Origin of the sequence: uncultured Sulfitobacter sp. (assembly GCF_947497275.1) — a bacterium.
GTDB lineage: Bacteria > Pseudomonadota > Alphaproteobacteria > Rhodobacterales > Rhodobacteraceae > Sulfitobacter.
In genome coordinates this window covers 342908-363979 of sequence record NZ_CANMFS010000001.1, presented here as the reverse complement: position 1 = coordinate 363979, position 21072 = coordinate 342908, and the positions used below count along the sequence as shown (strand labels likewise).

General features: G+C 62.4%; 26 protein-coding genes. 1 reads left to right on the top strand and 25 read right to left on the bottom strand.

All coding sequences use genetic code 11. The features are described 5' to 3' along the window. Positions 1-4 precede the first annotated feature (4 nt). The 19 genes from nuoK to Q1A06_RS01635 all read right to left on the bottom strand — a co-directional run bounded on the left by nuoK (position 5) and on the right by Q1A06_RS01635 (position 13381). Complete coding sequence (gene nuoK / locus Q1A06_RS01725; protein ID WP_299558028.1) at positions 5-310, bottom strand: NADH-quinone oxidoreductase subunit NuoK; 306 nt, start codon at positions 308-310, stop codon at positions 5-7. Between the two features lie 279 nt (positions 311-589). Further along, positions 590-1192: an NADH-quinone oxidoreductase subunit J gene (locus Q1A06_RS01720; protein ID WP_299558026.1), complete on the bottom strand. Its 603-nt coding sequence runs from the start codon at positions 1190-1192 to the stop codon at positions 590-592. After that, on the bottom strand, positions 1189-1611 hold the full coding sequence (locus tag Q1A06_RS01715) for a carboxymuconolactone decarboxylase family protein (RefSeq protein ID WP_299558024.1): 423 nt from the start codon (positions 1609-1611) through the stop codon (positions 1189-1191). Before Q1A06_RS01715 ends, Q1A06_RS01720 begins: the two co-directional genes overlap by 4 nt. Next, positions 1608-2096 carry an NADH-quinone oxidoreductase subunit NuoI gene (nuoI, locus tag Q1A06_RS01710; protein WP_299558022.1) on the bottom strand — a complete coding sequence of 163 codons (489 nt, stop codon included), beginning with the start codon at positions 2094-2096 and terminating at the stop codon, positions 1608-1610. Before nuoI ends, Q1A06_RS01715 begins: the two co-directional genes overlap by 4 nt. A gap of 1 nt (position 2097) precedes the next feature. Next, positions 2098-3138: an NADH-quinone oxidoreductase subunit NuoH gene (nuoH, locus tag Q1A06_RS01705; RefSeq protein ID WP_299558020.1), complete on the bottom strand. Its 1041-nt coding sequence runs from the start codon at positions 3136-3138 to the stop codon at positions 2098-2100. 6 nt (positions 3139-3144) lie between these two features. Next, positions 3145-3519, bottom strand: coding sequence for a hypothetical protein (locus Q1A06_RS01700; protein WP_299558018.1), 375 nt, complete (start codon positions 3517-3519; stop codon positions 3145-3147). 5 nt (positions 3520-3524) lie between these two features. Then, positions 3525-5540 (bottom strand): NADH-quinone oxidoreductase subunit NuoG, encoded by a 2016-nt coding sequence (nuoG, locus tag Q1A06_RS01695; protein WP_299558016.1) that lies wholly within the window; start codon positions 5538-5540, stop codon positions 3525-3527. Between the two features lie 4 nt (positions 5541-5544). Then, positions 5545-5946, bottom strand: a complete 402-nt coding sequence (locus Q1A06_RS01690; RefSeq protein WP_299558014.1) for a DUF5333 domain-containing protein — start codon at positions 5944-5946, stop codon at positions 5545-5547. Between the two features lie 129 nt (positions 5947-6075). Then, positions 6076-6408, bottom strand: coding sequence for a hypothetical protein (locus Q1A06_RS01685; protein WP_299558012.1), 333 nt, complete (start codon positions 6406-6408; stop codon positions 6076-6078). 180 nt (positions 6409-6588) lie between these two features. After that, positions 6589-6996: an MAPEG family protein gene (locus Q1A06_RS01680; RefSeq protein WP_299558010.1), complete on the bottom strand. Its 408-nt coding sequence runs from the start codon at positions 6994-6996 to the stop codon at positions 6589-6591. A gap of 5 nt (positions 6997-7001) precedes the next feature. After that, positions 7002-8297, bottom strand: coding sequence for an NADH-quinone oxidoreductase subunit NuoF (gene nuoF, locus Q1A06_RS01675; protein ID WP_299558008.1), 1296 nt, complete (start codon positions 8295-8297; stop codon positions 7002-7004). Positions 8298-8302: 5 nt separating this feature from the next. Continuing rightward, the gene (locus Q1A06_RS01670; protein WP_299558006.1) at positions 8303-8527 is read right to left on the bottom strand and encodes a DUF5337 family protein; all 225 of its coding nucleotides are present in this window, start codon (positions 8525-8527) and stop codon (positions 8303-8305) included. After that, positions 8514-8858 (bottom strand): hypothetical protein, encoded by a 345-nt coding sequence (locus tag Q1A06_RS01665; protein WP_299558004.1) that lies wholly within the window; start codon positions 8856-8858, stop codon positions 8514-8516. The genes Q1A06_RS01670 and Q1A06_RS01665 overlap by 14 nt, the downstream gene beginning before the upstream one ends. Positions 8859-8897: 39 nt before the next feature. Continuing rightward, positions 8898-10151, bottom strand: a complete 1254-nt coding sequence (locus Q1A06_RS01660) for an NADH-quinone oxidoreductase subunit E (protein WP_299558002.1) — start codon at positions 10149-10151, stop codon at positions 8898-8900. Positions 10152-10159: 8 nt separating this feature from the next. Further along, complete coding sequence (locus Q1A06_RS01655) at positions 10160-10468, bottom strand: hypothetical protein (RefSeq protein WP_299558000.1); 309 nt, start codon at positions 10466-10468, stop codon at positions 10160-10162. After that, positions 10465-11688 (bottom strand): NADH-quinone oxidoreductase subunit D, encoded by a 1224-nt coding sequence (locus Q1A06_RS01650; protein ID WP_299557998.1) that lies wholly within the window; start codon positions 11686-11688, stop codon positions 10465-10467. Before Q1A06_RS01650 ends, Q1A06_RS01655 begins: the two co-directional genes overlap by 4 nt. Before the next feature lie 112 nt (positions 11689-11800). Continuing rightward, on the bottom strand, positions 11801-12406 hold the full coding sequence (locus tag Q1A06_RS01645; protein ID WP_299557997.1) for an NADH-quinone oxidoreductase subunit C: 606 nt from the start codon (positions 12404-12406) through the stop codon (positions 11801-11803). Positions 12407-12431: 25 nt separating this feature from the next. Next, positions 12432-12932, bottom strand: coding sequence for an NADH-quinone oxidoreductase subunit B (locus Q1A06_RS01640; RefSeq protein ID WP_299558849.1), 501 nt, complete (start codon positions 12930-12932; stop codon positions 12432-12434). Positions 12933-13015: 83 nt separating this feature from the next. After that, positions 13016-13381, bottom strand: a complete 366-nt coding sequence (locus Q1A06_RS01635) for an NADH-quinone oxidoreductase subunit A (protein ID WP_299557995.1) — start codon at positions 13379-13381, stop codon at positions 13016-13018. Between the two features lie 239 nt (positions 13382-13620). Between Q1A06_RS01635 and Q1A06_RS01630 the strand changes: the two genes are divergently transcribed. Further along, on the top strand, positions 13621-14934 hold the full coding sequence (locus Q1A06_RS01630) for a hypothetical protein (protein WP_299557993.1): 1314 nt from the start codon (positions 13621-13623) through the stop codon (positions 14932-14934). Between the two features lie 86 nt (positions 14935-15020). Here the strand turns inward: Q1A06_RS01630 and Q1A06_RS01625 are convergent, their stop codons facing one another. The 6 genes from Q1A06_RS01625 to Q1A06_RS01600 all read right to left on the bottom strand — a co-directional run bounded on the left by Q1A06_RS01625 (position 15021) and on the right by Q1A06_RS01600 (position 20872). After that, positions 15021-15299, bottom strand: coding sequence for an enoyl-CoA hydratase-related protein (locus tag Q1A06_RS01625; protein ID WP_366523479.1), 279 nt, complete (start codon positions 15297-15299; stop codon positions 15021-15023). A gap of 73 nt (positions 15300-15372) precedes the next feature. After that, positions 15373-16221 (bottom strand): hydroxymethylglutaryl-CoA lyase, encoded by an 849-nt coding sequence (locus Q1A06_RS01620; RefSeq protein WP_299558847.1) that lies wholly within the window; start codon positions 16219-16221, stop codon positions 15373-15375. Between the two features lie 87 nt (positions 16222-16308). After that, positions 16309-16965: a glutathione S-transferase family protein gene (locus Q1A06_RS01615; RefSeq protein ID WP_299557991.1), complete on the bottom strand. Its 657-nt coding sequence runs from the start codon at positions 16963-16965 to the stop codon at positions 16309-16311. Beyond that, positions 16962-18908, bottom strand: coding sequence for a biotin carboxylase N-terminal domain-containing protein (locus tag Q1A06_RS01610; protein WP_299557989.1), 1947 nt, complete (start codon positions 18906-18908; stop codon positions 16962-16964). Before Q1A06_RS01610 ends, Q1A06_RS01615 begins: the two co-directional genes overlap by 4 nt. Before the next feature lie 72 nt (positions 18909-18980). After that, positions 18981-19208 carry a hypothetical protein gene (locus Q1A06_RS01605; protein WP_299557987.1) on the bottom strand — a complete coding sequence of 76 codons (228 nt, stop codon included), beginning with the start codon at positions 19206-19208 and terminating at the stop codon, positions 18981-18983. Between the two features lie 59 nt (positions 19209-19267). Beyond that, positions 19268-20872, bottom strand: a complete 1605-nt coding sequence (locus Q1A06_RS01600; protein ID WP_299557986.1) for a carboxyl transferase domain-containing protein — start codon at positions 20870-20872, stop codon at positions 19268-19270. Positions 20873-21072 lie beyond the last annotated feature (200 nt).

The window sequence follows — 21072 nt, the reverse complement described above, 5'->3', positions numbered from 1 at the left end:
GTTCTCAACCCTTCATCACGTTGACGTCTTCAACCGCGATCGTTCCCCGATTGCGGAAGAAACACACGAGGATCGCCAAACCGATCGCCGCCTCCGCCGCAGCGACGGTCAGGACGAAAAGGGTGTAGACCTGTCCGACCATGTCCCCGAGGTAGCTGGAAAACGCAACGAAGTTGATGTTCACCGCCAACAGCATCAGCTCGATGCTCATCAGCAGGATGATCACGTTCTTGCGGTTGAGAAAAAGGCCAAAGATGCCGATAACAAATAGCGTCGCCGCAACTGTCAGATAGTGTTCCAGTCCGATCATGTCGTCCCTCAGTTTCTCACCCCAACGAGGTGGTAGTCGGTCATTTCGCCCCTCTGGAGCGTGCATCGCGCGGCACCGCAGGCTCTACAGCGCTGCGTATTTCACAGGAAGCTGTAGCCGCCAAGTACAATGATGAGGATCACGATCAAAGCGACCAAAGTAGTGCGAGACATCCGTGTTTTCCTTCTGTGTCGGTGCTCCGGGCTCGTTTTCTTTTAAAGAAAACGCTCCGGAATTTTTCAAAAATTCCGATCCCCGTTGCGGCCGGGGCACCGGGTTTCAAAGCCCCTGCCCGGGTTTTACATCTTTCAACTCCATCGCCTTCGCGGGGTCGCGCATCATCTGTGCGACCACGTTCTGACGCTTCACATCGCCCCGATGCCGCAAGGTCAGCACAATCGCACCGATCATCGCCACAAGCAGGATCAGCCCCGCCAGCTGGAACAGCAAGAAGTAGTCATCGTAGAGGATAAGCCCCAGTGCCGCCGTGTTCGTCACCGCGACATCCGTCACCTGCGTCCGCAACCCTTCGGCGCCCACGTTGAATTCCCACACCCCGAACGCCATGACGAATTGCATCAGGATGACCAGACCAATCAGCAACGCCAGCGGCATGTATTTCGCCATCTCCGCCTTCAGCTCGGCGAAATCCACATCGAGCATCATCACCACGAACAGGAACAGAACGGCCACCGCCCCGACGTAGACGATGACCAGCAACATCGCGACAAATTCCGCGCCAAGCAGCACAAACAGACCCGCAGCGGACAGGAACGACAGGATCAGCCACAGAACCGAATGCACCGGATTGCGGCTGATGACCGTGAACAACCCGCCTGCGATCACACTGATCGCAAAAAGATAGAATGCAAAAACGCTCATGCGTCACCTTCCTTGTCCTTGGTTGTCTCGTCGGCCATTTCGTCAAGCACCGGTTGCGCCAGATCCATCGCGCGCTGCATCGCCGGAATGCCCGCGAACAACGCCATCTGGCCGATCGTCTCGATGATCTGCTGCTTGTGCGCGCCCGCCTCGATCGCGTGACGGACCGTCTGACGCACCGCTATGTCGTTTTGCGCGCCCTGCATGGTCAACCCTGCCAGGGTCAGCAGCAACCTTGTCCTGGCATCCAGCCCGTCGGGGTTGTATTTGTTGCCGAAAAACGTCTCCATCAGCTCTTTCGGCATCAGGCCCATCATCGCTTCGAAGCCTCTGGGCGAAAACGCATTCATTGCCGGAAAGGCCTTTGCCATTTCCTGCGCCTGCCGCATCATGTCTTCCCAGGGGTTCTTGTCGGTCATCTGTAAGGGGCATCCATTTCGAGGTTGCGCGCGATCTCGGCTTCCCACCGGTCCCCGTTCGCCAGAAGTTTGGCCTTGTCATAGTACAGCTCTTCACGCGTCTCGGTGGAGAACTCGAAGTTGGGGCCTTCGACGATCGCATCCACCGGACAGGCTTCCTGACAGAACCCGCAATAGATGCACTTCGTCATGTCGATGTCATAGCGCGTCGTGCGGCGGCTGCCGTCGTCGCGCGGCTCTGCATCGATGGTGATCGCCTGCGCCGGACATACGGCCTCGCACAGTTTGCATGCGATACAGCGTTCCTCGCCATTGGCATAGCGGCGCAGCGCATGCTCGCCGCGAAACCGCGGAGACAACGGCCCCTTTTCGTGCGGATAATTCAGCGTGGCCTTCGGCTTGAACATGTATTTGATGCCCAGCTTCATGCCCTGGTAGAAATCCTGCAACAGGAAGTATTTGGCGTGACGTGTATAGTCGGTCATATCAGCCCCCTAAAGTCCAGCGGGCATAGATACCCCAGAACCATTCAAATTTTGCCGCGAACGCAACGAAAACGACCCAGAACAGCGAGAACGGCAGGAAGACTTTCCAGCCCAGACGCATCAGCTGGTCATAGCGGTAGCGTGGCGTGATCGCCTTGATCAGCGAGAAGAAGAAGAACACCAGGCCCATCTTGGCGATCATCCAGAAGATGCCGTGGGGCAAACCGGGGATCGGGGACAGCCAGCCGCCGAAGAACATCAGCGAAATCAGCGCGCACATCAGCACCACGGCCACCAACTCGCCGATCATGAACAGCAGGAACGGCGTCGACGAGTATTCAACCTGATAGCCCGCCACAAGCTCCGATTCTGCCTCCGGCAGGTCGAACGGCGGACGGTTCGTCTCGGCCAGCGCCGAGATGAAGAACAAGATCAACATCGGGAAATGCGGCAACCAGTACCAGTTCAGCAAACCAAAGTCGCCGTGCTGTGCGGCCACGATGCCGCTGAAGTTCATCGACCCGGTGGAGATGATCACGCCGATGATGATCAAACCGATGGAAACCTCATAGGAAATCATCTGCGCGGCGGACCGCAGCGAGCCGAGAAACGGGTATTTCGAGTTCGACGCCCAGCCCCCCATGATGACCCCGTAGACCTCCAACGAGGAGACCGCGAAAACAAACAGGATCGCAACGTTGATATCCGACAGCACCCAACCGTCGTTGAACGGAATGACCGCCCACGCGACCAGCGCCATCACAAGGCTGATCATCGGGGCGAGAAAGAACACCGGACGGTCGGCACCGGCCGGAACGACGATCTCCTTCACGATGTATTTGCCGAAATCCGCAAAGGATTGCAGCAAACCGTACACGCCCACCACGTTCGGGCCGCGCCGCAGCTGGACCGAGGCCCAGATCTTGCGGTCGGCGTACATCAGGAACGCCAGCGCCACCAGCAACGGAATCACCACGAGGAAAATCTGGCCCACGATCAGCAGGATCGCCCCAAGGGTGGTGTTGAAAAAGAAGTCAGCCATAGGTCCTCACACCGTCGGGATGCCTTTCTCCAAGCAGTTTTGCGTCACCACTTCGGCATCAATAGTCTTCAAGCCTTTTGGCAGGCTCGGCGAGATCGTGTAAACAGCATCGGCCCGCCAAATGCCACCCTCAATCGCCACATTTGTCCTGACATGACGCGCAAAACCGTAGCCCCGGATCAGAGTGTACTGCGCTGCGGCACATTCTGCATAGGCAGCGACGTTCGCCGACGCCAGCGCCTTGGTCATCGCCACGTTGAACTGAACCAGATCACCGTCAAGCAGCACCGTCTCCACCCCCTTGTACTCGGGGATGAAGTCCTCTGCTGTCGGGGGGGGCGGGGTACAGCCGGCAAGCGCACACAGCGCGATCACGCTCATGCGTCTCACTCGGCGGCCAACGGCTCCGACCGGCGCGCCTTTGCGTTTGCTGACAATTCCGCCATCAGGCTGGACGCGCGGGCAATCGGGTTGCTCAGATAGAAATCCTTGATCGCGTAGGAAAAGGGCTGGTCCTCGATGTCGCCTTCCGCCTCCGCCTGCCATTCGTTCTCGGCAACCTGATCGACCTTGCCCAGATGCGGATGCGCCTTGACCAGCGCCTGACGCAGCGCCGCAATCGAATCGAACGGCAACGTCGCATCCATCTCGGCGCTCAGGGCGCGCAGGATAGCCCAGTTTTCCTTGGCCTGACCGGGCGCGAAACTGGCGCGCTGCGCGATCTGTGGCCGGCCTTCGGTATTGACGAACAGGCCCGGCTCTTCGGTATAGGCGGCAGCGGGCAGGATGATGTCCGCGCGGTGCGCGCCCCTGTCGCCGTGGCTGCCCTGATAGATCACGAACGGACCTGCGGGGATGTCGCCTTCGTCCGCACCGAGGTTAAAGATCACCTGCGCCGCCACCGCCTCGGAGATACCGCCATCGCAGGTGGCACCGACGTCCATCGCGCCGACGCGCGAGGCGGCGGTGTGCAGCACCATCAATTTCGATTGCGTCGCGTTCGCCAGCGCCATCGCCTGCCCCAGAACCGCCGCACCATCGGCGCGCGCCAATGCCCCCATGCCCACGACCACGACCGAGCGTTTCTCGCTGACGTCGCTGAGGTCGCGCTGCATCATCTTGGTCAGCATGTCCGGCCCGTCGCCCAGATGATCGTAAGTATAGGTCAGATCGACCTTGGGACCGATCACGCCGACAGTCGCGCCGCGGACCCACGCCTTGCGGATGCGCGCGTTCAACACCGGCGCCTCGATCGCGGGATTGGCGCCGATCAGCACGATCGTTTCCGCCGTATCCAGTTCCTCGACAAGCGCCGTCCCGACATAGCCCGAGCGGTTGCCGGCGGGCAGCTTCGCCCCATCGGTACGGCACTCGACAACTCCGCCCTGCGACTCGATCAGCTGTTTCAGCGCAAAGATCGCCTCGACGGGAACCAGATCACCGACCAGTCCCGCAACCGTCTTGCCCTGCATCGCCGCCGCCGCAGCGGCCAGCGCCTCGGGCCAGTCGGCTTTGCGCAGCTTGCCGTTCTCGCGGATATACGGCGTATCGAGCCGCTGCCTGCGCAGACCGTCCCAGACGAAACGCGTCTTGTCGGAAATCCACTCCTCATTCACACCGTCGTGGTTGCGCGGCAGAAACCGCATCACTTCGCGGCCCTTCGTGTCCACGCGAATGTTTGACCCAAGCGCATCCATGACGTCGATAGATTCGGTCTTGGTCAGCTCCCAGGGACGCGCCGTAAACGCATAGGGCTTGGACACCAGCGCGCCCACTGGGCACAGATCAATTATGTTGCCCTGCAAGTTGCTGTCGAGCGTTTCGCCCAGATAGGCGGTGATTTCCGCATCCTCGCCGCGCCCGGTCTGGCCCATCGTGGTTATTCCCGCCACTTCGGTGGTGAACCGCACGCAACGGGTGCACGAGATGCAGCGCGTCATGTGGGTTTCGATCAGCGGCCCCAGATACAGGTCCTCTGTCGCGCGCTTGGGCTCGCGGTAGCGCGAAAAATCAACGCCGTATGCCATCGCCTGATCTTGCAGATCACATTCGCCGCCCTGGTCGCAGATCGGACAGTCGAGCGGGTGATTGATCAGCAGAAATTCCATGACACCCTCGCGGGCCTTCTTGACCATCGGCGAATTCGTCTTGACCACCGGCGCCTGACCCTCGGGTCCGGGCCGCAGATCGCGCACCTGCATGGCACAGCTTGCGGCTGGCTTGGGCGGGCCGCCCACCACCTCGACAAGACACATCCGGCAGTTGCCCGCGATGCTCAGGCGCTCGTGATAGCAAAACCGCGGCACTTCGATGCCCGCCTGCTCACAGGCCTGAATGAGCGTCATCGCCCCTTCCGCTTCAACTTCCTTACCGTCGATGATGATCTTGCGAATATCGCTCATGATGTCACTTCACTCTCAGCAACGAGCCGATGCGGCTCGATTTTTCAATCTCTTTGCGCCCTAGTGCGCAATAGCTCTGCGGGTCCGATGTCACAACCCCGTTGGCCTTGAAATAGGCCGCACCCCTGGCCTTCATGCGCGCTTTCTCGGCGTCCGAATCCGCATAGGCCTCGATCTCGTCGTCGCTGTACCCCAGCTTGCGCGCCTCGGTGCGCACCGATTGATACATCGACAGCGCCCGCAACAGCCGTGCGGATATGTCGGGGCACTTCTTCCGTATCTGGTCGGCAACCGCAACGTCAAAGACCGCATCATCGATGGACTTGATGTCGCGCAGCGGCGGCTTTGCGGCCACGGCGGTGGCCGTCAGGGCCAGTATGCTCAGGGCAAGGATCGTTTTACGCATGTCATTCTCCTCAAATGCGACGGGCGTGGGCGCCCGAAGATCGCATGTGTGGTCCTGTGGTGCCGCTATGCAATAACACCGGGCCTTTCCCGTCGCCTTTTCCGTCCTCGGATCCGGTCGGCACCACGTTCAGCGTCCGCCGGGGCACCGCCCCTGAAAGAGCAGCGTATCGTTTTGGATCGGCAGTAGTGTCTGTGGCGTGTCCGGCCCAACTGTCCAGATAACGTCGGAACTGCCGTAATTGTTCACGCAATGAACAGTAGCTTCGTATTCGCCCGCTTCAACCGCACCGGCAAGCGACCGCGACACCGGGGCGACGCTGACAGTGAATACATCAATCTGCCCGTCGATCTTGCGCAGTTTAGAATTGTAATACTGACCGTCGAAATAGATCCGGTCCTCGGCTGAGGTACACCCTGCAAGAAAGGCCACGCTCATCGCCAAACCCGTCAAATACTTCATTCTCAACTCCTGCGCATCTGGACGCATGCGGTTCGTGCTTGCGGTCTTTCGCCACGTTATCGCGCAAAACGCCTGCAAGGGCCAGTGGTGATTGCGGCTGACCCGAACCGCCCACAACACGCCCGTCGCGCCATGCCCGTCGGCTGCCCGACGCGGACTTTGCCACGAACGTCCGCGGCCTCAGAACGCCGCGACGACCGCCATGATTGCCTGCGCCAGAACGCTGACCAATGCGACCATGAAAAACGCCGAGCGCGCGCCCTGCACGGTCGTTCCGATGTGAACCGCCGCCATGCCGATCCGGGCCACGATGAAAACGGAGGCGAACAGATTGACCCAGAACGGCGCCGCACCGATCAGAATGGCCGCGACGGTTGCCGCAATGAAAGGGCCCGACCCCTCCACCGCATTCATGAACGCCCGCTCTCGCCGGTAGACCGGATCGCCGTAGTCCCGCTTGGGCTTGCCGCAGTCACACCGCGCCTCTGCGGTGCGCCCGATGGTCGACAATGCGGCCAGAACGCTGACCAGAACAGCCCACAGCCCCAGCGACGCGATCGCATGGCTGTACATCGCCAAACCCTCCATGGCGCCTACTCCGCCGCGACGGGCGAAATCCTGCCCGTCCGCTTGTGCGCAATCCGGTCCTCGATTTCGTCACGGAAGTGCCGGATCAACCCCTGGATGGGCCAGGCCGCCGCATCGCCAAGCGCGCAAATCGTATGGCCTTCGACCTGCTTGGTCACGTCCAGCAACATGTCGATCTCCTCCGGCTCCGCATCGCCGCTGACCAGTCGGTCCATCACCCGCATCATCCATCCCGTCCCCTCGCGGCATGGCGTACATTGGCCACAGCTTTCGTGCTTGTAGAATTTCGACAGCCGCCAGATCGCCTTGATCACATCCGTCGACTGGTCCATCACGATCACCGCCGCCGTGCCGAGACCGGAGCGTTGCTCGCGCAGATAATCGAAATCCATGATCGCCTCGCGCATGTCCTTGCCGGGGATCATCGGAACCGAACTGCCGCCGGGAATCACTGCCTTGAGGTTGTCCCAGCCGCCACGAATGCCACCGCAATGCTTCTCGATCAGCTCTTCGAAGGTGATGCTCATCGCCTCTTCGACGACGCAAGGGTTATTGACGTGGCCCGAGATCGCAAACAGCTTGGTGCCGGTGTTGTTCGGCCGCCCGAACCCCGCAAACCACGCGCCGCCCCGGCGCAGGATCGTCGGCACGACGGCAATGGATTCCACGTTGTTCACCGTGGTGGGACAGCCATACAGTCCCGCCCCCGCCGGGAACGGCGGCTTCATCCGCGGCATCCCCTTCTTGCCTTCAAGGCTTTCGAGCAACGCCGTCTCCTCGCCGCAGATATACGCGCCCGCCCCGTGTGCGAGGTACAGATCGAAATCCCAGCCCGAACCGGCGGCGTTCTTGCCCAGCAACCCGCCCTCGTACGCTTCATCAATAGCGTTCTGAAGCGCCTCTTTCTCACGGATGTATTCGCCGCGAATGTAGATATAGCAGGCGTTGGCGTTCATCGCGAAGCTCGCTATCAGACAGCCTTCGATCAGCGTGTGCGGATCGTGGCGCATGATCTCGCGGTCCTTGCAGGTGCCCGGCTCTGATTCGTCAGCGTTCACTACCAGATAGCTGGGCCGCCCGTCGCTTTCCTTAGGCATGAAAGACCACTTCAAACCGGTCGGAAAGCCCGCTCCGCCGCGCCCGCGCAGACCCGACGCCTTCATTTCATCGACGATCCAGGCGGCACCCTTCTTGATGATGTCCGCCGTCCCGTCCCAATGGCCGCGCGCCTGCGCGCCCTTGAGGGAGCGGTCATGCATCCCGTAGATGTTGGTGAAGATCCGGTCTTTATCCTGTAGCATATCGCTCATCCATTCCTGTCGCCCTGGCGCGCGCGCCAAAGCTTGTACGCTTGTATCATCACCCACAAGAACACGGCGGCAATGCCGAGCTCTAGCAGGCCCATAAGCTGATTTGGCCACCCGAACGTAGCCCCGGCGAATTCGATCGCCAAGAAACCCAGTGCGCTGGCCACACTGACAAGGGCCAGCCGCCGACCGTCGCGCGAGAGTTTGTCGTCATTGTCCGTCACGCATCGGCACTCCTGCAAGCAGCATTTCGTCCTCGCCCGCGAGAATTCGATCCCGCCACCCGTGGCCATAATCCGCGGCCGACGCCCCTTCGGTCCGGCGTCCCAAAGATGCGGCAGATGGTCCCGGACCCACTGTCGCCATCAGCACCCCGCAGATCAAAACAAACAGCACGGCCCCCAGCGCATTACCGAAAAACCCGGCCCCAAACGACGCTTGCAGAACACCGACCCCGGCCAGCCCGTACAACACGCCCATCGCAACCACAGCGACAACCGCCGCGATCCCACCGCAGGGGGGCGCGCAGTCCGCATTGTTCTGTCTCGTCGCCATCTCTGCCATTTATCTCCCGTTGGATCTCCGGATCAGGCGCTACTCGTCACGTCGGCCCTTTTTCGCACGGGCAGAGAACTCGGTTTCTTCTCCGCGCGCCAGGCGCGTCGCCTGTTCGACCCAGTCGTCGCGCGATGCACGGCCCTTGAAACCCTCCAGATTGCGGTCAACCCATGCCAGTTCGTCTTCGCCCCATTTCGCGATTTGGTCGAAATGGAAAAATCCCATGTCGTTCAGCAGCTTTTCAAGCTTCGGGCCGACACCCTTGATCAGCTTGAGATTGTCCGCACCCGCCTTGCGGGGCTCTTTCATCGTACGCGGCTTCCTGCCCGGGCCGGTGGGCACACCGCTTTCGGCCTTCACATCGCTTTCCTTGCCCGGCGCGACGTCGCCCCGCACGGGTTTGGCCTTGGCCTCGGCGTCCTCCGCTTCGCCCGGAGCCTCCGACACCTGGTCGGACGCATCGCCGCGATCGCGCGGTGCGGGGGCCTCGCTTTCCGACCGCCCGCCCTGTTTTCCGTCGGGTCCATCAGGCGGCATCATGTCCTTGGGGGGCGGGCCCGGATGCTTGCCAGTATCGGTCGCCGTGCCCTGCCACGGCGTCAACAGCGGCACTTCGGTGCCGTCGATACGCTTTACGGTATCGCCGATGTCGGTCGCCAGTTGCACGGAAGCATTATACTGCGTCTTGCCGCTGTCATATTCGGTCAGCGACGTCAGCCCGTCCAGCGGTTCGGACGCATAGCGCCCGTTCTGCGGACCCGGCGTCGGCACCTTGCCGGCTGCCAGATCATCGAGCAGCGCGGTGAATTTCTCTGCCGTCAGATCCTCGTAGTAATCCTTGCCGATCTGCGCCATCGGCGCGTTGGAACACGCCCCCAGACATTCGACCTCTTCCCACGAGAACTTGCCGTCGGGGGACAGATCATGCGGGTTCCGCGCGATCTTGTCGCGGCAGATTCCGATCAGATCCTCGGCTCCGCAAATCATGCAGGACGTGGTGCCGCAAACCTGAATATGGGCAACGGACCCAACCGGTTGCAACTGGAACATGAAGTAAAACGTCGCCACTTCAAGCCCGCGAATATACGCCAGTCCCAACATCTCCGAGACATGTTCGATCGCCGGACGGGTCAGCCACCCCTCCTGCTCCTGCGCGCGCCACAGCAAAGGAATTATGGCGCTCGCCTGTCGGCCTTCGGGAAACTTCGTCATCTGCGCCTCGGCCCACGCTTGGTTGGCGGGCGTGAAGGCAAAACTGTCTGGCTGGTCTGTGTGTAAGCGGCGTAGCATGGTCAGTCCTATTGGGTCAAAATACAGACGACGGGAATATTCGGGACGGTCCTGTCCGGGTTCTCACCCGCAAGTTCCGCCAGAAGCACCCGCTGCCGTTCAGCCTGATCGTCACCTTGATCAGCTATGAAACAGAGATATTGCTGGGTGTCCCGCCGCATGCCATAGATGGCAGAGCCGCTTCCCGAAGTCGCGAATGGTGTGAACCCTTCTGCGCTCAGGTCAGAAGAAAAGCGGAACGCGCCCTCCCCGACCTCAAGGGCGTGCACCGCCACCGCGGAGCTTGCAAGCGCAGCGAGGGCCAGCGCAAATCTCAACGGTCCACCTCACCGAACACGATATCCATCGACCCGAGGATTGCCGCCACATCGGCCAGCTGGTGCCCCGTCGCCATGTGATCCATCGCCTGCAGGTGCAGATAGCCCGGCGCACGCAGTTTGGCGCGATACGGTTTATTGGTGCCATCGGCCACCAGATAAACGCCGAATTCACCCTTCGGCGCCTCGACAGCGGCATAGACTTCGCCCGCCGGCACGTGGAACCCTTCGGTATAAAGCTTGAAGTGGTGGATCAGGCTTTCCATCGAGGTTTTCATGTCCCTGCGCGACGGCGGCGTGATCTTGCCCCGTGCCAGGATGTCGCCCCTGCCTTCGGGCGCGCGCAGCTTCTCGACGGCCTGCAACATGATCTGCGCCGACTGCCGCATTTCCTCCATGCGGACAAGGTAGCGGTCATAGCAGTCGCCGTTTTTGCCCACCGGGATCTGGAACTCGAACTCGTCGTAGCATTCATAGGGCTGTGCGCGGCGCAAGTCCCAAGCAAGGCCGGAGCCGCGTACCATGACGCCCGAAAATCCCCAGTCCTGAATTTCCTCTTCGGTGACCACACCGATATCGACGTTGCGCTGCTTGAAAATCCGGTTCTCGGTCAACAGAGCGTCTACATCGACCATGAAGCCCTTGAGGAACTTGTGCGTCCAGGTCTCGATATCGTCAAGCAGCGCGTCGGGCAGATCCTGATGCACACCGCCGGGGCGGAAATAGGCCGCATGCAGACGCGCGCCGCAGGCCCGCTCGTAGAAAATCATCAGATCTTCGCGCTCTTCGAATCCCCACAGCGGCGGCGTCAGCGCGCCCACGTCCATCGCCTGCGTCGTGACGTTGAGCAGATGCGACAGGATGCGCCCGATTTCGGAATACAGCACCCGGATCAGCGAAGCACGGCGCGGCACCTCGACGCCGGTCAGACGCTCGATCGCCAGACACCAGGCATGTTCCTGGTTCATCGGGCTGACGTAGTCCAGCCGGTCGAAATACGGCAGGTTCTGCAAATAGGTCCGCGATTCCATCAGCTTTTCGGTGCCACGGTGCAGCAAACCGATATGCGGATCGCACCGCTCGACGATCTCGCCGTCCAGCTCCAGCACCAGACGCAAAACGCCGTGCGCCGCAGGGTGTTGCGGCCCGAAGTTGATGTTGAAATTGCGGATCTTCTGTTCGCCCGTCTGGGCGTCTTCGAAACCTTTGGTGCCGTCCATTAGATCTGCTCCAAGTCGGATTTACGTTGAGTGCGCGCGCCCCGTACCAGCCACACCGGGGCCGCAAACGGTCCAAGCACTGCCAGTTCTGTTGCGCGCAGGAAGGCTTTCATCACTTCGCCGCCTCTTTCTCATCGCCCGGAAGGATATACTCGGCCCCCTCCCACGGTGACATGAAGTCGAACTGACGGTATTCCTGAACCAGCGATACCGGCTCGTACACAACCCGCTTCTCCGCCTCGTCATAGCGGACCTCGGTATACCCCGTCGTCGGGAAATCCTTGCGCAGGGGATGGCCGCGGAAGCCATAGTCCGTCAGCAGACGCCGCAAATCGGGGTGGCCGGAGAACAGGATGCCGAACATGTCGAACACTTCGCGCTCGAACCAGTTCGCACTCGGATGCACGCTCACGACCGAGGGCACCATGTCCTGTTCGCGCACGGCCACGCGGATGCGGATGCGCTGGTTCTGGTACATGCTGAGAAACTGGTACACCACGTCGAACCGTTTCGCCCGCCCGGTGTAATCCACCGCCGTGATGTCCACCAGCGACGAGAACCGGCAGGTCGCGTCGCCCTTGAGGAATTCGACCAGACCGACGATACGCGCGGGCGTGGTATCGACGTTCAGCTCGCCGTGCGTCACGTCCCATCCCAGCACACAGTCGTTCCGCTTGCCTTCGATATAGGCGCCCAATTCGTTCAGTGCATCGCTCATCGCAAGCTCCCTTCACACGTGCGCATCACCGCACGATTGTTCCCGTCCGCCGCATCTTGCGCTGCAACTGCATGATCCCGTACAGCAGCGCCTCAGCCGTCGGCGGGCAGCCCGGCACATAGATGTCCACCGGCACGATCCGGTCACATCCGCGCACCACCGAATAGCTGTAGTGATAATAGCCGCCACCGTTGGCGCACGACCCCATCGAGATCACATAGCGCGGCTCGGGCATCTGGTCGTAGACCTTGCGCAGCGCCGGCGCCATCTTGTTGGTCAGCGTACCGGCCACGATCATCAGGTCGGACTGGCGCGGGGACGCGCGCGGCGCCGTGCCAAACCGCTCAAGATCATAGCGCGGCATCGAGGTATGCATCATTTCAACCGCACAGCACGCCAGACCGAAGGTCATCCAGTGCAGCGATCCGGTGCGCGCCCAGTTGATCAGATCCTCGGTCGAGGTCAGCAGGAAACCCTTGTCCTGCAACGACGCGTTGAGGTTCTGCGTCGCCACGTCGCGGTCCATACCAGCAGTCGCAGGAACGCCCGCGCCATGCGTCCCGACAAGACGCTCCTTGGCGGCGCCCGCGGCGGGTAGCTTGGTGTTGCTCACTGCCATTCGAGAGCCCCTTTCTTCCATTCATACGCAAAGCCTGCGGTCAGAACGCCGAGGAATATCATCATCGACCAGAACGCCGTCATCGAGATGTCGCCGAACGCCACCGCCCAAGGGAACAGGAACGCAATTTCCAGATCGAAAATGATGAACAGGATAGACACGAGGTAGAAGCGCACATCGAATTTCATCCGCGCATCGTCGAACGCGTTAAAGCCGCATTCATAGGCCGATACCTTTTCCGGATCGGGATTGCGCACCGCAACGACCACCGCCGCAAGGATCAGCGCAAGGCCCAAACCGATGGCGACGGCGAGAAAAATGAGAATCGGCAAGTATTCTCTGAGCATATCTTCCAAGGGTGGCTCCTTTCTTGGATGGCACAGGGCAGCGTACGCCCCGCTCTACGCTTCATATCGGGGTTTATCGGTGCGACGGGACGGGGTCAACGGCAGGAAGGGCGGAAAGGTGTCGCAGGCAATCATAACATAGGGCGGGCTGTCCCGATGACCAAATCGCGGTATACATCCGCCTGCGAACCCGTTTATGTGCGCCACCGGTGGCCCGTCTGTCGCGGTCCTGTCTGAAAGGTTGTCCCATGTTGCGTCTCGTCGGCCTGTTTCTTTGCCTCGCTTTGTCCGCCACACTCGCATCCGCCGACATCACGTTCGGCCCCGACCCGCGCGCGCTCGACAACGCGGCGGTGTTCGATGCGCGCGATCCGTTGCGCCGAGCAGAATGGACCGCACTGAAGAAATCCGGCGTCACCGTGATCGACCTCAACCCGACGTTCGTGATGCGGGTGGAACTGGCACGGGCCTCCGAAGGGGGCACGCTTTTGCCGCGCTATCCCGGCACCTATCTCGACGATGCCGATCTTGCCAATCTGCGCGCCCGTGTGGCCGAGGGCTTTACCCTCAACTACGACGCGGGCATCGCGCTGTCTGCGGACCGCTGCGCTATCGGCGACCCCGCGAAGCTGGGTGTCGCCGCGGCACGGGCCGAATACACCCACGTCGTGTCCCTTCTGCACCGCGCCGACATCCCTGTAGCCGAAATATCCATCGACGGGCCGTTTCTGCGACTGGTCCAGGGGTCGCAGAAAGGGTTCAGCTGCGCGTCCGGTACCCGCAACCGCGCCGGTCAGCGGCTGAGCGACGGTGCCGAAGGCAAAAGCCGCGCATTCGCCGCCGCCGCCGTGCATGCCTATATCGAAGAGCTTACAGCCCAAATCACGGCACGCCAGTCTCGCCCCCCCGCCGTGTCGCTTACCATCAATCTTCCCAACTGGCGCGAGGGCCGGTTGGCATCGGCCAACTGGCCCGACCTGCAAACCTCGATTTCCGACATGCTCGTCAGCTTTGCCGCTCACCGACAAGGTGCGGGACAACTCGTCACATGGATCCGGATCGACTATCCCGCCTGCTATCTGGCCGGGACCGCCCGCTGCGGCGGCGGCACAGCGGACACCTTCGCGGCCAAGATGGCGGCGCTGTGGCGTGCCTCGCGTGGGGTGAACGGCACCCGGCCCCCGCCTGCATTCGCGGTGATTGCCAACGACACCGGCGGGCGCGTGGCCTGCATGCCGCCGCAGGCCATCCCGCTGTTCCTGGCCTACCGCAATTACCGCGACCAAAGCATCACGCGCGACAGCCCCGCACCCGCGCCCGATGCCTATACCACGCCCGACCGCGCCTGCCAGATCGCCCAGCGCGACGGGCCGGACCGGCAGTTCATCAACCGATCCTTCGCCTACGCCCAAAGTCTGACGAAGGGTCCGCTGGCCGCGCGCCTCAGACAGGCCGATCCTTCGCTGAAAATCAGCCGCATCGCCTTTCAAAGCTGGGGCATCAGCCCGATGAGCAACCTGTGGTACATCGGTCAGATCCGACGCTACGCCGAGCAGCAGTAGACCGCGCGTCTCAGACGACCCAGGCCGCCTCGCGCTTATCAAAGGACGCCCCGATCCCCTCGGCAGCTTCCTCGGTTTCCAAGCGTTCAGCCAGCGCCGCAATCGACATCATACCCGCTTCTTCGCGCACGCCCCTCGCCGATGCGTGCGACGACATAGGGCCGGTTGATCGCGGACAGGATGCCCAGCCGCGCCTCGGTCAGCGCCATTTTGAGCGTGACAACCCCGATTGCCACGTCGCACACACTTCCCATGCCGATACCGCCGCCGAAGGCGTTGCCGCGCAGCTTGTTGATAGGGGTTCGGGCAAGCGGTTCAGCCCTCAGAGCAGCGTGCCTCCCTCGCGCGCGGGTCTGTGGACCCATCCCGATCGGCACTAAAGGTCTTGCCCGCGGCCGCCAGAATCTGCACTGACATCGCGTTGTGCTTTTGCGCCCCTCAGCCGCGCATTGCGCGCGCCATGTCGGCGGCGTCCTTGATCACGTCAAGGTCAAGGCCGGTGTCATAGCCCAGCGCCTCCAGGTGCGCCGCGACCGTCTCTGTCGCCACGTTGCCCGAGGCACCCGGCGCATAGGGGCAACCGCCCAATCCCCCCACTGCCGCATCGAACACCCGCACGCCAAGGCTCAGCGAGGCGTCGATATTGGCAATGGCCCGACCGCCGGTATCGTGGAAATGCCCCGCAAGCCGCCCCACCGGCACCACATTGCGCACCGCCAGCAGCATCCGCGCCACGCTGTCGGGTGTCCCCGCCCCGATGGTATCGCCCAGCGACACCTCGTAGCAGCCCATCGAAAACAGCTTGTCCGCAACCTCCGCAACCTGTTCCGGCGCGACCTTTCCGTCGTAGGGGCATTCAATGACGCAAGACACATAACCGCGCACCGGCAGGTCAATGTGGCGCGCCTCTTCGAGGATCGGCGCAAAACGCTCGATGCTTTCCGCAATGGAGGCATTGATGTTCTTTTGCGAAAACCCTTCCGAGGCCGAGGCGAAAATCGCGATCTCGTCCGCCTTCGCCGCCAGCGCGTCCTCGTAGCCGCGCATGTTCGGCGTCAGCGCCGCATAGCGCACGTCCGGTCCCCGCGTGATCCCCGCCAGCACCTCCGCCGACCCCGCCATCTGCGGCACCCATTTGGGCGAGACGAAACTGGCGCATTCGATCCGCGCAAAACCTGCCTGCGTCAGCTTGTCCACCAGTGCGATCTTCTCCGCCACCGGGATGTCGCGCGCCTCGTTTTGCAGACCGTCACGCGGGCCCACCTCGAATATCTCGCATTTTCCCATGGTCACCTGTCGCGCCCTCCCTTTGATGCGGCCTTGGTCAAACCTACCCTGCCCACTCTATTGTGCAATGAAATACGCACCCGGCGCCTACGCGATGTCCCACGGCGCAAAGAACGTCTCGGTAAACAGCTCTTCCTGCGGCGCGGGAACCGAGGCCACAAACGCAGACCGCGCCGTGATCCGGTCGTACCACGCCGCCGCGCGCGGAAAATCCGCCAGCGTCGCGAAATGCAGCGCCATGTAGACCGCCTGCCCCACCGACACATCCGCCGCCGAGAACCCGCCGTCCAGCAGATACTCCCGTCCCTCCAGCCGCGCCTCGATCGCGGCGTAGCATTTCGCAATCCGCGCGGCTTCCAGCTTCATCACGACCGGGCTGCGCATGTGGTCCTCGCGCAGCATCACATGCTGCTGGATCAACGCCGCGGCGTGCTGGCTGATGGTTTCGGCGAAATGAACCCAGACAAGCCATTGCCCCCGCTCCGCGCTGCCGGGCATCCGGCCAAGATCATCGGGCGAATATCGCTCGCACAACACCTGCGTGATCGCACCCGTCTCGAACAGGCTCTCCCCCCCGATCTCAAGCGCGGGAACACGGCCCGCAGGGCTGCGCGCCAGATGCTCGGGCGACCTCAGCGCCTTGTCCAAACGGTGGGTCGTCACTTCGAACGGTATGCCCAGCTCATGCAAGAGCCACAGGCTGCGCATGGACCGCGACTGCGGCACGTGGTGGAGCACGATCATGCCGCCGCCTCCTCTTCCGCTTCCAGCCGCACCAGGGCGGCCCCCGCCTCTACCTGATCGCCTTCGCGCGCCAGCACTTCCGCGACCACACCGTCGCGCGCCGCCAAAAGCGCGTGTTCCATCTTCATCGCTTCGAGCACGGCAAGCCTGTCGCCCTTGCTTACTTGCTGGCCCACCTGCGCGGCCATGCTGCGCACCAATCCGGGCATAGGCGCCTCGATCAAATTGCCGTCGCCCTGCGCACCCGCCGCACGCAGCAGCGGGTCGATCCTTTCGAAAACCATGCCGTAACCGTCGAAGACGGTGACCGTATCGCCCGTTACGACGAAGGGGGCGACGGGATGGCCGTCGATTTCCCACACACCACCGATGCGTTGGGCGGTTACGCGCGCATCACCGACCTGCCAGATCTGCCGGTCCGGGCCCTCGACCGCGACTTTCAACAGCGTCTCGTCGTCACCCTGTCGTAACAGAACCTGCCGCAAAAGCGGCGTCCAGACGGTGAATCCCGCAGCACCCCCCGCCGCGTCCAGACCAAGTGCCGCCATACCGGCCAATGCCGCGTGACGCGCGCAGATCTCGGGCGGGGTGGTCAGCGCGTCGATGTCGCGTGCGATCAAACCGGTATCGACCTCGCCCGCGCGAAAGCCGTCATGCGCAGCCAGCGCGCCCAGAAAGGCAAGGTTGGTTACGGTTCCCGCCACCTCGCACTGCGCCAGCGCGCGGCGCAACCGCGCAAGTGCCACCTCCCGCGTGGGGCCGTGCACGATCACCTTGGCGATCATCGGATCATAGAACGGGCTGATGGTGTCGCCCGCCCGCACGCCGCTGTCGGCCCGGCAGGCTGGATCGAAGGCAAGATGCGTCAATGTCCCGGTCGCGGGCAGAAAACCCTTCGGCACATCCTCGGCGTACAGCCGCGCCTCGAACGCGTGACCGCTGATCGTCAGATCCTCCTGCCGCATCGGCAGATCTTCCCCTGCCGCCACGCGCAACTGCCATTCCACCAGATCGACGCCGGTGATTGCCTCCGTCACCGGATGCTCCACTTGCAGACGGGTGTTCATCTCCATGAAAAAGAACCCGTCCGCGTGCAGCCCGTCGGATCCGTCCACGATGAATTCCACCGTGCCCGCGCCTTTGTACCCGATGGCTTCGGCCGCGCGCACTGCCGCCGCACCCATCGCGCCGCGCATCTCTTCGGTCATGCCGGGCGCCGGTGCCTCCTCGATCACCTTCTGGTGGCGCCGCTGAAGCGAGCAGTCGCGCTCGAACAGATGCACCGCACGGGTGCCGTCGCCAAAAACCTGCACTTCGATGTGGCGCGGCTGGCTCACGAATTTCTCGACCAATACGTCGGTGTTGCCAAAGGCTGTCTTTGCCTCGGACCGGGCGCTTTGCAGGGCCGCTGCGAATTCCTCCGGCGTCTCCACCTGCCGCATCCCCTTGCCGCCGCCGCCCGCGACCGCCTTGATCAACACAGGGTATCCGATCTTGTCCGCTTCCGCCGCCAGCAGATCATCGTCCTGATCGCTGCCGTGATAGCCCGGCACCACCGGCACGCCCGCCTCCACCATCAGCGCCTTGGCCGCATCCTTGAGCCCCATCGCGCGGATCGCATCCGCCGACGGTCCGATAAACACCAGGCCCGCTTTCTCGACCGCATCCACGAAACCGGGATTCTCGCTCAGAAAACCATAGCCCGGATGGATCGCCTGCGCGCCGCTGTCCAGCGCCGCCTGGATGATCACGTCACCCCGCAGATAGCTTTCGGACGGGGCCGATCCGCCGATGTGGACTGCCTGATCCGCCATCGCCACGTGTTTCGCCCCGGCATCGGCATCGGAATACACCGCGACGCAGCGCACCCCCATCGCCTGCGCGGTGTCCATCACCCGACAGGCGATTTCGCCCCGGTTTGCAATCAGAATTGTATCAAACATCGCTGCGTCCTCTCCTAATCCCTGCGTCGGTCATCCGCCGCGTCATCCTGCACGTCTCGCGCTGGTCATGGGTCATGCGCCGAAATCCTCCACCATCGCGAAGCGTTCCCGGATCAGTTCCCTGTCCTGCGCAAAAATGCTTAGCGGTCTGTGGTATCGTCTGTGCTTGGCCCGCCAGCTTTCACACGTATCGTCCGCCCCCTTGGTCAGCCCCGTCAGCCTGTCGATCAGCGTCGGGGTGTCGGCAAACGATATCGTCTGCACGCCGGGGTATTTCTTTCCCGCCTCGTTCAGCGTCATATCCCTTGGCGACTGCACGGGCGGTGTACGCCTGGTGTACACTATGTGACTCCGCCCGATCACATCCGGAACACGCCGAAACGCGTCTCTTCGATAGGCGCGTTGAGCGCGGCGGACAGGCTTAGAAACAGCACATCGCGCGTCTTGCGCGGATCGACGATCCCGTCGTCCCAAAGCCGCGCGGAGGCATAAAGCGGATGCGACTGCTCCTCGAACATGTCGATCGTGGGCTGCTTGAACGCGGCTTCTTCCGCATCGGTCCACGTCTCGCCCTGCCGCTCGATCGCGTCGCGTTTGACAGTTGCCAGAACCCCCGCCGCCTGCGCCCCGCCCATGACGGAAATGCGTGAATTCGGCCATGTCCACAGGAACCGCGGGCTATAGGCACGCCCCGCCATGCCATAATTGCCGGCGCCGAAAGAGCCGCCCACCAGCATCGTTACCTTGGGGACGTTCGTGCAGGCCACCGCTGTCACGAGTTTCGCTCCGTGGCGCGCGATGCCTTCGTTCTCGTACTTGCGCCCGACCATGAAGCCGGTAATATTTTGCAGGAATATCAACGGAATATTGCGCTGCGAACACAGCTCGACGAAATGCGCGCCCTTCTGAGCCGCCTCCGAAAACAGGACCCCGTTGTTGGCAATGATCCCGATCGGGCACCCCTTGAGATGCGCGAAACCCGTCACCAGCGTCTCGCCGAAGCGCGGCTTGAACTCGTCGAAACGGCTGCCGTCGACGATGCGCGCGATCACCTCGCGGATATCGTAGGGCGTGCGCAGATCGCCGGGCACCACGCCGAGGATCTCTTCGGGATCATAGGCCGGCTCTTCGACACTTTGCCACTGTACGGTTTCCGGTTTCGCACGATTGAGATGTCCGACAGCACGCCGCGCGAGCGCCAGCGCGTGGGCATCGTCCTCGGCCAGATAATCCGCCACGCCCGACAGCCGCGTGTGCACATCGCCCCCGCCCAGTTCCTCCGCCGTGACAACCTCACCGGTCGCCGCCTTCACAAGCGGAGGCCCGGCGAGAAAGATCGTCCCCTGCTCCTTCACAATGATCGTAACATCCGACATCGCCGGCACATACGCCCCACCCGCCGTGCACGACCCCATGACCACTGCGATCTGTGGAATCCCCTGCGCACTCATCCGTGCCTGATTGTAGAAGATACGTCCGAAATGGTCCCGGTCAGGGAAAACCTCGTCCTGATTGGGCAGGTTCGCGCCGCCGCTGTCGACGAGGTAGATACAAGGTAGATTATTCTCCTCGGCGATTTCCTGAGCGCGCAAGTGCTTCTTGACCGTCATCGGATAGTAAGTTCCACCCTTCACTGTGGCGTCATTGCACACGACCATGACCTCGTGACCCTGCACCCTGCCGATCCCCGCGATCACTCCCGCACAGGGCGCGGCACCGTCGTAGAGCCCGTGTGCTGCCACGGCGCCGATCTCAAGAAACGGCGCACCCGGATCAAGCAGATTCGCCACCCGCTCGCGCGGCAGCATCTTGCCCCGGCTCTCGTGGCGTGCGCGCGATTTCTCTCCGCCGCCCAGCGCCGCGGCTTCCGCGACGGTGCGCACCTGCTCCAGCGCTTCGAGATGGGCGGCCCGGTTTGCCTTGAACCCTTCGGAGGACGGCAACGCCTGTGATGAAAGCTTCATGATCTACTCCTCGATCTAGTCAATTCGTCGCTCGAAAGCGCAGTCGCGCTCGGTTGGGCTCTGGTCGTTGCCAGTCGCCCGGAATCGTCGACGCAGAACCGCGCTGTAGCACCACATGTCCTCCCCCGCCGCCCGTGCGGTTCGCACTGCTGTCGGGAACTGCGATTTGTAACGCGGGCATCGACCAGTCGATCGCACCG

Bases quoted from the DNA above. Each gene is read 5' to 3' on its own strand.
- Q1A06_RS01715 (WP_299558024.1), bottom strand. From the start codon at position 1,611: ATGACCGACAAGAACCCCTGGGAAGACATGATGCGGCAGGCGCAGGAA.
- nuoI (WP_299558022.1), bottom strand. From the start codon at position 2,096: ATGACCGACTATACACGTCACGCCAAATACTTCCTGTTGCAGGATTTC.
- Q1A06_RS01600 (WP_299557986.1), bottom strand. From the start codon at position 20,872: ATGAAGCTTTCATCACAGGCGTTGCCGTCCTCCGAAGGGTTCAAGGCA.
- nuoK (WP_299558028.1), bottom strand. From the start codon at position 310: ATGATCGGACTGGAACACTATCTGACAGTTGCGGCGACGCTATTTGTT.
- Q1A06_RS01665 (WP_299558004.1), bottom strand. From the start codon at position 8,858: ATGGCGACGAGACAGAACAATGCGGACTGCGCGCCCCCCTGCGGTGGG.
- Q1A06_RS01640 (WP_299558849.1), bottom strand. From the start codon at position 12,932: ATGGACCGCGACGTGGCGACGCAGAACCTCAACGCGTCGTTGCAGGAC.
- Q1A06_RS01650 (WP_299557998.1), bottom strand. From the start codon at position 11,688: ATGGACGGCACCAAAGGTTTCGAAGACGCCCAGACGGGCGAACAGAAG.
- Q1A06_RS01630 (WP_299557993.1), top strand. From the start codon at position 13,621: ATGTTGCGTCTCGTCGGCCTGTTTCTTTGCCTCGCTTTGTCCGCCACA.
- Q1A06_RS01620 (WP_299558847.1), bottom strand. From the start codon at position 16,221: ATGGGAAAATGCGAGATATTCGAGGTGGGCCCGCGTGACGGTCTGCAA.
- Q1A06_RS01680 (WP_299558010.1), bottom strand. From the start codon at position 6,996: ATGGAGGGTTTGGCGATGTACAGCCATGCGATCGCGTCGCTGGGGCTG.
- nuoG (WP_299558016.1), bottom strand. From the start codon at position 5,540: ATGAGCGATATTCGCAAGATCATCATCGACGGTAAGGAAGTTGAAGCG.
- Q1A06_RS01720 (WP_299558026.1), bottom strand. From the start codon at position 1,192: ATGAGCGTTTTTGCATTCTATCTTTTTGCGATCAGTGTGATCGCAGGC.
- nuoF (WP_299558008.1), bottom strand. From the start codon at position 8,297: ATGCTACAGGATAAAGACCGGATCTTCACCAACATCTACGGGATGCAT.
- Q1A06_RS01660 (WP_299558002.1), bottom strand. From the start codon at position 10,151: ATGCTACGCCGCTTACACACAGACCAGCCAGACAGTTTTGCCTTCACG.
- Q1A06_RS01615 (WP_299557991.1), bottom strand. From the start codon at position 16,965: ATGATCGTGCTCCACCACGTGCCGCAGTCGCGGTCCATGCGCAGCCTG.
- Q1A06_RS01610 (WP_299557989.1), bottom strand. From the start codon at position 18,908: ATGTTTGATACAATTCTGATTGCAAACCGGGGCGAAATCGCCTGTCGG.
- Q1A06_RS01645 (WP_299557997.1), bottom strand. From the start codon at position 12,406: ATGAGCGATGCACTGAACGAATTGGGCGCCTATATCGAAGGCAAGCGG.
- nuoH (WP_299558020.1), bottom strand. From the start codon at position 3,138: ATGGCTGACTTCTTTTTCAACACCACCCTTGGGGCGATCCTGCTGATC.
- Q1A06_RS01685 (WP_299558012.1), bottom strand. From the start codon at position 6,408: ATGAAGTATTTGACGGGTTTGGCGATGAGCGTGGCCTTTCTTGCAGGG.
- Q1A06_RS01605 (WP_299557987.1), bottom strand. From the start codon at position 19,208: ATGACGCTGAACGAGGCGGGAAAGAAATACCCCGGCGTGCAGACGATA.
- Q1A06_RS01700 (WP_299558018.1), bottom strand. From the start codon at position 3,519: ATGAGCGTGATCGCGCTGTGTGCGCTTGCCGGCTGTACCCCGCCCCCC.
- Q1A06_RS01690 (WP_299558014.1), bottom strand. From the start codon at position 5,946: ATGCGTAAAACGATCCTTGCCCTGAGCATACTGGCCCTGACGGCCACC.
- Q1A06_RS01625 (WP_366523479.1), bottom strand. From the start codon at position 15,299: ATGGGTCCACAGACCCGCGCGCGAGGGAGGCACGCTGCTCTGAGGGCT.